We start from the raw sequence: 10,494 nt of genomic DNA on the forward strand, positions 1-10,494 counted from the left end.
GCGGAATTGGTAGACGCGCTAGCTTCAGGTGTTAGTGTCCCACGGATGTGAGGGTTCGAGTCCCTCTCTTCGCACCATTCATTACGCAAAAGGCCCATCACGAAAGTGATGGGCCTTTTGTTTTTACTCCTTGTTATGGCTATGCTTTTGACGACTCCCCGCTCATCGTCATGCCAAGGAACCCATATGATACTGGATACCGACATTCACAACTTTTACGAACATCTGGTGCTCAAGGAGATTGAGAAACAGGGGCTGCAGCAAAAGCTCAACAGCGATCAGATGGCCGACCTCTGCTGCCTTACCCTCAACCAGCTTCCGGCCCACTATATTCGCCACAATGTCGACATGATCTACTTCCTGACCGACGCCAAGCGTACCGAAATGGAGAAGCTGGTGGTCGAATCGCTCAAGGTGGCACAGCAGAAGATCAAGCAGGCTCCCGTCAAAAGTTCATAACCAGGGCTGCTGCCAGAGCAGGGTAACGATACCGGTCAACCCGGCCACTGGCAGCAAGATCAAGGCGGGGCGCAATCCGGGCTCCAGCATCACCCAGGCAGCCAGCAGAAAACCGGCACTCCAGGTGCCGTACTCTTTATCCTGACCCCATGCGAGTACGGCCACCGCCACCAGCAACATCATCCCCCGCAATATCCAGCGCATTGTTTTCTCCCCAATCAACAATTGATAATAATTATCATCTTCATCTAATGGGGATGCAAGTGGCGTCACAGGCAAGCTTCGTATGTAACCCCTTGTGTCAACAGGCCGCTCAAAAACGGGTTATGAGATCAACTAATTTGTGATTTTTTCAATCAAATGTGCATTTTTGCCAATTTGATGGGGCTTTAACCCGCCGGGTTTGTGGTAGATTGCGGCCTCTTTTTGGGTTGCCTCCTCGGGATCGATGTATCCACAGGACGAGAGGGAGTGACCTTGGCGAGCAAGAGTTTAGGAAGTATCTATGCAAAACCAACAAAACCACATCCGACTACCGGGCATGGCACAGGTGTTTGCCTGTCTGGCCATTTTCCTGGCCCTGGCATTCTCGTTCACCAGCGTGCTCGATCTGCCGATCCAGCTGGCGTTGTTCATCGCCTGGTTCGTCATCATGGGGCTTGGCATCAAACTCGGCCACGATTACAAATCCCTGGAACAGGCTGCCGTTGACGGCGTTGCCAAGGGGATGGGGGCCATCCTGATCCTAGTCTCCGTCGGTGCTCTGGTCGGCACCTGGATTGCTGGCGGCATAGTCCCCAGCATCATCTACTTCGGCCTCAAGGTGATCCACCCGTCCATCTTCCTGCTGGCAACCCTGATCATCTGCTCCCTGACCTCGCTGGCCACCGGCACCTCCTGGGGCTCTGCCGCCACCGCCGGTATCGCCATGATGGGGATCGGCCACAGTCTCGGCGTGCCTGCGCCGCTGGTCGCCGGTGCCGTGCTCTCCGGCGTCTATTTTGGTGACAAGCTCTCTCCGCTCTCCGACTCAGTAGTGCTGGCTTCGACCATGTCCAACGTCGACGTGGTGGAGCATATCAAGGGGATGCTGCCCATCAGCCTGCTCTCCTATGTCATCACCGCCGTGCTGTTCACCGTGGTGGGCATGCAGTATTCGGGCAACGTCAGCCTGGAGCAGGTCAATCTGGTGATGGAGGCCCTCGACAACCAGTTCAACATCACTCCGCTGGCCATAGTGCCGGTGGTGCTGGTACTGGGCCTGCTGGCCAATCGCAAGCCCGCCTTCCCGGTGATCAGCTTCGGCGCCCTGCTGGGCCTGATCTGGGCCATCGCCTTCCAGGGCATGGATCCGGTCAAGGCGATGCACTCGGCTTATAATCCGTTTGCCATCACCTCCGGCATCGATTTTATCGACAACATTCTCGGTCGCGGCGGCATGGAGTCCATGCTGGGCTCGGTCGCGGTCATCATCTTCGGTCTCGGGTTTGGCGGTCTGCTGGAGAAGGTCGGCATTCTGGAAGTGATCGCCAGCGCCTTCGAGAAGCGCATCAACAGCGTCGGCAGCCTGACCAGCCACACCATCGGTACCGCGTTTCTGGCCAACGTGTTTGGCTCGGCCATGTATGTGTCGCTGATCCTGACTCCCAAGATCATGGCCAAGAACTACGACCGACTGGGACTGGCGCGCAAGAACCTCTCTCGCAACGCCGAGTTTGGCGGCACCCTCACCTGCGGCATGGTGCCCTGGAGCGACAACGGCATCTTCATGGCCGGAGTGCTGGGGGTGGCAACCCTCGACTACCTGCCTTACATGTGGCTGAGCTTCACCTGCATCATTGTGACCATCACCCTCGCCTACATGGGCAAGGCAGTGAACCGGATCCCGCTGGTCGCGGCGGCAAGCTCCCGCTAAGCCATCCTGAAACAACAAAGGCGCCACCAAGGCGCCTTTGTTGTTTGAGAGAAATGCTGTTTGATGGAGCACACTGATCACCACAAACAAAAACAGCCCTCGTTGCCGAGAGCCGTTTCATCAGACCGATAATGCCGATCAGATGGAGAAGCTGGAGCCACAGCCACAGGTCGTGGTGGCGTTGGGGTTGGTCACGGTAAAGCGTGAGCCTTCCAGACCCTCGGTGTAATCCACACTGCCGCCTACCAGATATTGCAGGCTCATGGGATCGATCACCATGGTGACGCCATTCTTCTCGACTACGGTGTCCCCGTCGTTGATCTTCTCATCAAAGGTAAAGCCATACTGGAAACCGGAGCAGCCCCCACCCGTGATGTATACCCGCAGCTTCAGCTCGGGATTCTCTTCCTCGGTGATCAGGTTCTTCACCTTGTTGGCCGCCGCATCCGTCATCTGGATGGGCAGCGGGGCTTCTGCTACTGCACTCATTACTGACCTCACAACCATTAGATCCACAAACATGGAAACCGCGAAATTATCCAATACCCGACCATTCAGTTCAAGTATTCACCACGTTTAACCGGCAGCGGGAACCGGAGCGGGCGGCGCGGCGACCAGCGGCTTGATCACCTCACCCCACTCAACCAGCAGCTCTTGCGCCGGCTGCCTGCCGTCCTTGTTGATGGTGACACGGATCCGATCCGGCACAAAGCCTTCCGGCAACTGCCAGTTCCCTTCCAGCAGCTGGAAATAACGCAGGGCATAGCGCCACTCGCTCACCTTCATCCCGAGATCGCGACCGGTTAGCGTCTTCGGCTTGTCAGCCAGACTCCCCTCGACCCGGATCTGCACCTGACCACGGAACAGCTCCCGCTTCTTGGCGGGCTGGGTCAGGGCGAGACGATAGTGGTAGCGACCGGGAATGCTGGTCTCCTGCAGAGTCAGGTTGTCGATCACTACCCCCACCTGTTCGCCGGTGGGGCGCATGATCCGCTCGAAAAAGGCCAACTGGCGTTTGAGCTCCTGCACCTGCGCCTCCTGACTCTTCAGGGTGGTCTGCAACTGCTCGAAGGCCGCTTTCTGGGTCGCCAGCTGGGTATCTTTCACCCCCAATTCGGTCTTGAGCTGGCCGATGGCCTTGCCCTGACGATCCAGCGTCTCCTGCTGTACCACCAACAGACTGCTCTGGGCCAGCTCCTGACGGTTCCCGACAAAGTAACCGATGAGCCCGCCAACGGCTAACACGACCAATAACTTCAATAGATTGGACATAGCCCCTCATCCCGTTATCACGCCATTTACGGCAGCGCCTCTCCCTTCACTATACCGCCCTGACCGGGGTCACAGGCGATAAAGGGAAAAATTAACTGGCCGTGGCGCTGCCATCACCCCGCTTTTGACGCGCGGCGAGCCGTAAAGTTCGCTCCAGGATCTGGGAATAGATCGGTCGGCCACCCAGCCACTGGGCAACCAGAGTCGCCCCGACCGTGGTAATCATCATCGGCAGGATCAGCTGATAGTTGTCGGTCATCTCGGTGACCAGCACGATACCCGTGATCGGGGCGCGCACGGTGGCAGCAAACAGCGCCCCCATTCCGGCGATGGCAAAGGCGCCGGGCTCGATGCCAAGCTCCGGAAACGCCGCATGAAACAGATGGCCGAACACCACGCCAAACAGGGTGCCCAGCGCCAGGGTCGGCGCAAACACCCCGCCCGGGGCACCGGAGCAGAAGCAGATGAGGGTCGCAACCAGCCGCACCGAGAAAATGAGGAACAGGGTCGCCATCGCATACTCATCCCCCATCAGATGAGGAATAAGCTCGGTGCCGCCGCCCGTCACCGAAGGAGCAAACAGCGACAACACCCCAAACGTTCCGGCGACCAGCATGCCGATGGCCACGAAACGGTGGCGTTTGTTCTGATGCAGCGCCAGATAGCCATCCTGACAGGCCAGCACCAGCTTGTTGAAGACAAAACCGAGCACCCCGAAGGTGGCCCCCATAAAGAGGAACAACCAGAGCGCCTTGAGGGCTGGCGCATCGTAGTGGGGTAGAGTGATCACCGCCCCCTGACCTTTCATGTTCTGCAGCATCAGTGTCGCCATGATGGCGGAGATCCCCACCGCCTTGATGGCCAGAAAGGAGTAGCGAAACTGCGGTCGCATCTCCTCCATCACGAACAGGATGCCCGCCAGCGGCGCATTGAAGGCAGCAGCCAGACCGCCCGCCGCACCGGCGGCCAACAGGGCATGGCCATGTTCCTTGGGCAGCCGGAAGATATCCGCCACCATCTTGCCGAGGTTGCCGCCGATCTGCACCGAGGGCCCCTCCCGCCCCAGCACCATACCGGAGCTCAGGGTGCAGATGCCGCCGAAGAACTTGACCGGCAACACTCGCCACCACCGCACCGGGCGCAGATCATCCATCGCCCCCTCGATCTCGGGAATGCCGGAACCGCCTGCCTCGGGGGCAAAGGTATGAGTGAGGAAGTAGCCGACAAATCCCAGCAAGGCACTGAAGCCAAAGCCAAGCAGACCGAGCTGCCACCAGGGACGGTCTGCCAGCAAGGCGATGCGTTGTTCTGCCAGCCAATGGACACCCGATTCGAACAGACCGCACACCAGTCCGGCCAGGGTACCGACCAGCGCCGCCAGCAACAGAACCAGCAAGGGCATCTTGTCTTGCCGGATAATGCGGGAAAGCGGCCCCCGCGAAGAGGTATCGGCTTCAAAGGAGAGAGCTTGTTGCGCCATCTTGTTACACCAACCTGGAAAAACCATATCGTCAGCTAGCTGAGATCAGGATCACCCGGCGCGTTGCTCGGCTGCCCAGGGCTGGGGCTTTCTGCTATAGTCGGCCCGTTAAATTTTTGTCACGGGAGCAGACCGAGAGTCCGGGTGGCGAGAGCGCAAAGCATACTCCTCATGCCCCGGCCTGCCGAGTCTCAATCGGCTGCAATCCCTTATGTGACGCCCAAAATCCCATTAAGGATGATCCATGTCAAAATCAGATCAGCTGTTTGAACAGGCCCGCCAGACCATTCCGGGTGGCGTCAACTCACCGGTCCGCGCCTTCAATGGCGTCGGCGGCACGCCCCGCTTCATCGATAACGCCGATGGCGCCTATCTCTATGATGTGGATGGTCAGGCCTACGTGGATTACATCGGCTCCTGGGGCCCCATGCTGCTGGGTCACAACCACCCGGCCATCAAGGCCGCCGTCATCAAAGCGGTGGAGAAGGGGCTGAGCTACGGTGCGCCGACCGAGATCGAAGTGCTGATGGCCGAGAAGGTACGCCAGATCGTCCCCTCCATGGAGCAGGTGCGGATGGTCAACTCCGGCACCGAAGCGACCATGAGCGCTATCCGGTTGGCTCGTGGCTACACCGGCCGCGACAAGATCGTCAAATTCGAGGGCTGCTACCACGGCCACGCCGACTCCCTACTGGTCAAGGCCGGTTCCGGCGCCCTGACCCTGGGTCAGCCCAACAGCCCGGGCGTTCCGGCCGATTTCGCCAAACACACCCTGACCTGTGTGTTCAACGATCTGGAGTCGGTGCGCGAAGCCTTCACTCAGTACGGCAGCGAGATCGCCTGTATCATCGTCGAGCCGGTCGCAGGCAACATGAACTGCATCCCGCCGGTCCCCGGCTTCCTGGAAGGGCTGCGCGCCATCTGTGACGAGTTCGGTGCCCTGCTGATCCTGGACGAGGTGATGACCGGCTTCCGCGTCTCCTTGCGCGGTGCTCAGGGTCACTACAACATCGACCCAGATCTTACCACTCTTGGCAAGATCATCGGCGCCGGCATGCCGGTGGGCGCCTTCGGCGGCAAGAAGAAGGTGATGCAGCACATCGCCCCGACCGGCCCTGTCTATCAGGCGGGAACTCTCTCCGGTAACCCGGTAGCCATGGCTGCCGGTCTGACCATGCTGGATCTGCTGCTGGAGCCGGGCCTCTATGAGCAGCTGAGCGCCAAGACTGCGCGGGTTGCCGAGGGACTGAAAGCGGCCGCCGCCAAGCACGGCATCCCGCTCGCCATCAACTATGTGGGCGGCATGTTCGGCTTCTTCTTCACCGAAGAGAACGAAATCACTCGCTACGAGCAGGTCACTCGCTGCGATATGGAACGCTTCAAGCGCTTCTACCATCTAATGCTGGAAGAGGGCGTCTATCTGGCGCCGAGCGCCTACGAGGCGGGCTTCCTGTCTCTGGCTCACGGCGACAAGGAGATCGAACATACCCTGGCTGCCGCTGAGCGCAGCTTCGCCAAGCTGGCTGGCTAAATCGCCGCTGGTTGTCGCAAAGGGCCCGTCACGGGCCCTTTTCTATTGCAGTACCTTCATCACCAGACAGGGCATCGATACGCCCAGTTCTGGTGCATTCCCTCTTCGTCACTGACCAATTTGTCATCCTCTGGTGCAACTAACCCTGCCATCCCTGTCATAAAGCAGGCCCACTATTTGCACATTCACCACAAGAGCCCACGTCACCGAGGTCCATATGGCAGAGATGAGCCCCATCGATGTGCTGCGGCGCTATCAGGAGTATCAGGAGGAGCTGACCCCGCTACTGCAGGGGCTGCTCAGCGCCCCCCTTGTCTCGCTCAAGGGGTATCCCTTTGTCATCAGCATTGACCACTATCAGGGGCCGATGTGCATCCAGCCTGCGGCACCGGCCGCCCATAACCGGCTGCACCTCATCGTGCAGGGGCAAGGACGAGAGATCACTGTCTGTCTGAATCAACTGATTGGTTGGTTGATGGGAGACAGGGAGCGCCGCCGCGCCATGCCCTGGTTCAAGGCGGTCTATGTGGTGCTCAGCATGGCGCTGTTTCTCATCGTCGCAACGCTCATCTGGCACGGGCTGGAGCAGCTTTACCAGCTATTGTGCGGCGAGCAGCAGAACCAGCTCGGCGCCTTTAGCGCCATCATCTTTCTGACGCTGGCACTGGCGGTGTTCGATCTGGGCAAGACCATTCTGGAAGAGGAGGTACTGCTGCATAAGGATATCTTCCGCCACAGCGCTATTCGCCGCACCATCACCCGCTTTATCGCCGCCATTCTGATCGCGGTCTCCATCGAGGGGCTGTTGCTGCTGTTCAAAGGTTCGCTCGGCCAGAACGAGCTGCTCTGGCCAGCGGTCGGAGTGATGGGGTGCGCGGTGGGTTTGCTGCTGGCGCTGGGCCTCTATGTCTTTCTGGGGGCCAAGGCCGAAGCGGCACTGGTACAGGCTAGCCTGCGCTCTCCACCGTCAACTGCACAGGGGAGCGACGCGTCGCCCGCCAGGAGGCGTACATGGTCCAGGAGGTATAGATGACGATAAAGGCAACCAGCCACTTCAGCATCTCCATATCCATGGATTTGACCAGCATGGCGGCCAGCACCACACCGATGGGACCGAAGATGGCTACCGCCAGCACCGCCTTGGCATCGAACGCCCCTTTGCGGATAAAGGTGCCTGCGGAGAAGACGCTAAGCACGGCGGTGGAGCCCATCATAATGGGAAACGCCGCCAGCGGATTCATCCCCAGCAGATAAACCAACGTCATGCAGGGGGCAAACAGGCCGATACCGACATTCATCAGCACCCCGAAGATGAAATTGCCAAGCAGGGCGATCGCCAACTTGTAGCCGCTGAGCCCCATCGCATCGCCGCCTACAGGGAAAAGACCCAGCAGACCGGCAAAGATAAGCCCTGCGACGACCAGTAAGGAAATGGCCATCACCAGCCGGATGGTCTGCCGATCAAACGAAGCCACATGACGAGCGCCCCAGGCTGCGCCAGCTGCGGCGGCCATCATCATGCTGATCAGCGTCAGCGGCTCCACCGCTACTGCGCCGACGAAGATCAGCGACTGAGTCACGGTCGGCAGCACACACTGCCCATTGAGGGTACCCGGCAGCACCCGGTCATCGATCAGCTTGAACTGCTTGTAGCAGGCGGTCTTTACCGCAAAGCTGCCCACCCCCAGGGTATCGAGGAAGTTGGCAACCCCACCGATCAACGCCACCGGCCAGAAGGGGGTCTCCTCAAAGGATCCACTCTGCTTCTTCCGCCAGCAGGCTTGCACCAGCATAAAGATGAATACGAGGCCTCCGGCTATAAAAACCAGCCGTAAAATATCAACTAACATAGGGGTTTCTCCTGCAACGGGCGGCGATTCTAAGGCAAGCAGCAGAAAAAATCTTGACCGGAATTAAGCAATGCACACGACACACCTCTGCGAGGCGAAATATTTATCAATAGACTCCGAACGACTCTGCTAATACTTGTTACTGAGGCCAACAGGCCGGGTCCTGAGCACGTTGTTATGGTCCTTTCGCGACGACCACTTGTGCCAAAGGACATAATAAAAAAGAGGGCCGGTAGTGATACCGACCCTCTTTCTGTATCTGGCCGGGGCGCTGGGCCCTCGACCATGACAACCGCTTATTGAATGCTCTTGCCGGCACGCACGTCCTTGATAAACCCCTTCAGGCTGGCCAGATCACGGGGAGCACCGCGCAGGATCTGATCACCGATGATGAAGGCCGGGGTACCGGAGATACCGAGCGCTTCAGCCAGAGCACGGTTGGTACCGAGGTTCTGGTCGATGCTGCCATCCTTGATCTTGGCTTCCACCTTGCTCCAGTCCACACCGGCCGCCACAGCCAACTGCTTGACCTGTGCTTCATCAGCGAGCGGGCCCTGATGGCTATAGAGCTTCTCGTGGAACGCCTGGTACTTGTCAGGCTGACCCAGTTGCACCGCCAGCGCAGCGCGGGCGGCGAAGTAGGAGGACTCGCTCAGAATGGGGAACTGCTTGTAGATGTAACGGATATCTTTATCTTCCGCCATCAGCTGCTTGACCAGCGGATGGGCCCGCTTGCAGTAACCGCAGTTGTAATCGAAAAACTCCACAATGGTCAGAGATGCCTTCGGATTCCCCATCTCGGGATCCTGATTGGCATAAAGCTGCTTGGAGTGAGCCTTGATCAGCGCCTTGTCACTCTCGGCCTGCTGGCTCTCCTGCTTGGCACGCAGGGCATTGGACATCTCGACCAGGATCTCGGGATTCTTGACCAGATAGTCGCGAACGATTTGCTCGACATCGCTTTTGGTCAGCTCGCTTGCATGTACCGGCGTCGCCAGCAGGGTCACGCCAGCCAGCGCGCAAAACAGGGCATTTTTAATAGTCATAACGTTATCTTGCAGAGGATATGATAGAGGCCACTATAGTGGTTGAGTCTGTTTTCAAGTCAAGTTATCTGGCCAAAAAAGAGCTTGATGGGCCCTGATTGCCACTTTTTCATGTCATTTCGCACAATTAACCAGCAATCAAACCGGGCAGGGATTTACAAGCCGGATCAGCATGGTAATATTCGCCGCACTGCTGCGGAGGGGTGGCAGAGCGGCTGAATGCACCGGTCTTGAAAACCGGCGATGGGCGACCATCCGTGGGTTCAAATCCCACCTCCTCCGCCATTCATACCGAGCCCATGCAACCATGTTGCGTGGGCTTTTTGTTTGCCTGCGATTTGCCACTCCTCATAGATCTCAACACATTAGTCTTCTTCAACTCCTTTCTTGAGCTTCTCACCTGCGAGCTAAATAGCTGCCACAAGATCACCTACCAACATCGAACCTCTGCGCTCCTGCGGATATCCCTTCCCATTACCCCAAACAACAACGACCCAAAGCAGCAACCACTGCGCCTGCGTGTTAGCACAGCCAACACACTCTCTGGCATAACGTCAGTGGGCGATTAACAAAGTCATGGACCATGCAGAGGGCTCAAAAAGAAAGACTTCAGCTAACACAAGACGCAGATGCCCAGGAAAGAACGCAAGCAAGAGATCATAGCGTACAGGCGAGCATAGAATTCGTGGGTAATGACTACGCCAGAGCCACCATACAGTACCCAGCGGTTCAGTGAAGAAAGAGTACCAAGCGGAACATCAAGCTATTTGTGGAACCAGAAAGCAGCGGTGAGTAAGGATAAAAACAGAGGAAGGGAGATAAGGCGACGTGCTGAATTGCAGGCAATAAAAAACCCCGCTCGATGAGCGGGGTTTCTTGTATTGGGTGCCTGGCAGTGTCCTACTCTCGCATGGCGAATGCCACACTACCATCGGCGCTAC

Annotated in this window: 10 protein-coding genes and 1 tRNA gene; 5 read left to right on the top strand and 6 right to left on the bottom strand. The window is 58.2% G+C overall.

What is annotated here, in order from left to right; all coding sequences use genetic code 11:
• The first annotated feature begins 186 nt into the window (after nucleotides 1–186).
• A complete protein-coding gene (locus G5306_RS20290; RefSeq protein ID WP_005343036.1) occupies nucleotides 187–459 on the top strand; it encodes a late competence development ComFB family protein in 273 nt (90 codons plus the stop codon).
• On the opposite strand, the gene G5306_RS20295 is transcribed toward G5306_RS20290, so the two are convergent.
• Complete coding sequence (locus G5306_RS20295) at nucleotides 454–663, bottom strand: hypothetical protein (RefSeq protein ID WP_005357820.1); 210 nt, start codon at nucleotides 661–663, stop codon at nucleotides 454–456. The genes G5306_RS20290 and G5306_RS20295 overlap by 6 nt on opposite strands.
• Nucleotides 664–964: 301 nt before the next feature.
• Between G5306_RS20295 and nhaC the strand changes: the two genes are divergently transcribed.
• Nucleotides 965–2,374 carry a Na+/H+ antiporter NhaC gene (gene nhaC, locus G5306_RS20300; protein WP_421259024.1) on the top strand — a complete coding sequence of 470 codons (1,410 nt, stop codon included), beginning with the start codon at nucleotides 965–967 and terminating at the stop codon, nucleotides 2,372–2,374.
• A 138-nt stretch (nucleotides 2,375–2,512) separates the two neighbouring features.
• Here the strand turns inward: nhaC and erpA are convergent, their stop codons facing one another.
• The 3 genes from erpA to clcA all read right to left on the bottom strand — a co-directional run bounded on the left by erpA (nucleotide 2,513) and on the right by clcA (nucleotide 5,126).
• Nucleotides 2,513–2,863: an iron-sulfur cluster insertion protein ErpA gene (gene erpA, locus G5306_RS20305; protein WP_005340225.1), complete on the bottom strand. Its 351-nt coding sequence runs from the start codon at nucleotides 2,861–2,863 to the stop codon at nucleotides 2,513–2,515.
• An 87-nt stretch (nucleotides 2,864–2,950) separates the two neighbouring features.
• Nucleotides 2,951–3,646: a DUF6776 family protein gene (locus tag G5306_RS20310; RefSeq protein ID WP_005343032.1), complete on the bottom strand. Its 696-nt coding sequence runs from the start codon at nucleotides 3,644–3,646 to the stop codon at nucleotides 2,951–2,953.
• A 91-nt stretch (nucleotides 3,647–3,737) separates the two neighbouring features.
• Nucleotides 3,738–5,126, bottom strand: a complete 1,389-nt coding sequence (gene clcA, locus G5306_RS20315; protein ID WP_421259025.1) for a H(+)/Cl(-) exchange transporter ClcA — start codon at nucleotides 5,124–5,126, stop codon at nucleotides 3,738–3,740.
• Between the two features lie 244 nt (nucleotides 5,127–5,370).
• Here clcA and hemL point away from each other — a divergent pair, with 244 nt between their 5' ends.
• Nucleotides 5,371–6,657 (top strand): glutamate-1-semialdehyde 2,1-aminomutase, encoded by a 1,287-nt coding sequence (hemL, locus tag G5306_RS20320; RefSeq protein ID WP_421313602.1) that lies wholly within the window; start codon nucleotides 5,371–5,373, stop codon nucleotides 6,655–6,657.
• 217 nt (nucleotides 6,658–6,874) lie between these two features.
• Entirely contained in the window at nucleotides 6,875–7,690 is an 816-nt protein-coding gene (locus tag G5306_RS20325) for a hypothetical protein (protein ID WP_204384978.1), read from the top strand.
• Here G5306_RS20325 and G5306_RS20330 read toward each other — a convergent pair.
• Together G5306_RS20330 and G5306_RS20335 are read right to left on the bottom strand one after the other, a co-directional pair.
• Nucleotides 7,605–8,507, bottom strand: a complete 903-nt coding sequence (locus G5306_RS20330) for a sulfite exporter TauE/SafE family protein (RefSeq protein WP_164536000.1) — start codon at nucleotides 8,505–8,507, stop codon at nucleotides 7,605–7,607. The two genes, G5306_RS20325 and G5306_RS20330, sit on opposite strands and share 86 nt — an antisense overlap.
• 296 nt (nucleotides 8,508–8,803) lie before the next feature.
• Nucleotides 8,804–9,553 carry a DsbA family protein gene (locus G5306_RS20335; protein ID WP_005340211.1) on the bottom strand — a complete coding sequence of 250 codons (750 nt, stop codon included), beginning with the start codon at nucleotides 9,551–9,553 and terminating at the stop codon, nucleotides 8,804–8,806.
• A gap of 197 nt (nucleotides 9,554–9,750) precedes the next feature.
• Here G5306_RS20335 and G5306_RS20340 point away from each other — a divergent pair.
• Nucleotides 9,751–9,838, top strand: a tRNA-Ser gene (locus G5306_RS20340).
• Nucleotides 9,839–10,494 lie beyond the last annotated feature (656 nt).

Source organism: Aeromonas sp. 603404, from assembly GCF_049171775.1.
Classification (GTDB): domain Bacteria; phylum Pseudomonadota; class Gammaproteobacteria; order Enterobacterales; family Aeromonadaceae; genus Aeromonas; species Aeromonas veronii_A.

Excerpts from the sequence above, each read along its gene's own strand:
- clcA (WP_421259025.1), bottom strand. The coding sequence starts at position 5,126 with ATGGCGCAACAAGCTCTCTCCTTTGAAGCCGATACCTCTTCGCGGGGG.
- G5306_RS20310 (WP_005343032.1), bottom strand. The coding sequence starts at position 3,646 with ATGTCCAATCTATTGAAGTTATTGGTCGTGTTAGCCGTTGGCGGGCTC.
- G5306_RS20330 (WP_164536000.1), bottom strand. The coding sequence starts at position 8,507 with ATGTTAGTTGATATTTTACGGCTGGTTTTTATAGCCGGAGGCCTCGTA.
- erpA (WP_005340225.1), bottom strand. The coding sequence starts at position 2,863 with ATGAGTGCAGTAGCAGAAGCCCCGCTGCCCATCCAGATGACGGATGCG.
- G5306_RS20295 (WP_005357820.1), bottom strand. The coding sequence starts at position 663 with ATGCGCTGGATATTGCGGGGGATGATGTTGCTGGTGGCGGTGGCCGTA.
- hemL (WP_421313602.1), top strand. The coding sequence starts at position 5,371 with ATGTCAAAATCAGATCAGCTGTTTGAACAGGCCCGCCAGACCATTCCG.
- nhaC (WP_421259024.1), top strand. The coding sequence starts at position 965 with ATGCAAAACCAACAAAACCACATCCGACTACCGGGCATGGCACAGGTG.
- G5306_RS20325 (WP_204384978.1), top strand. The coding sequence starts at position 6,875 with ATGGCAGAGATGAGCCCCATCGATGTGCTGCGGCGCTATCAGGAGTAT.
- G5306_RS20290 (WP_005343036.1), top strand. The coding sequence starts at position 187 with ATGATACTGGATACCGACATTCACAACTTTTACGAACATCTGGTGCTC.
- G5306_RS20335 (WP_005340211.1), bottom strand. The coding sequence starts at position 9,553 with ATGACTATTAAAAATGCCCTGTTTTGCGCGCTGGCTGGCGTGACCCTG.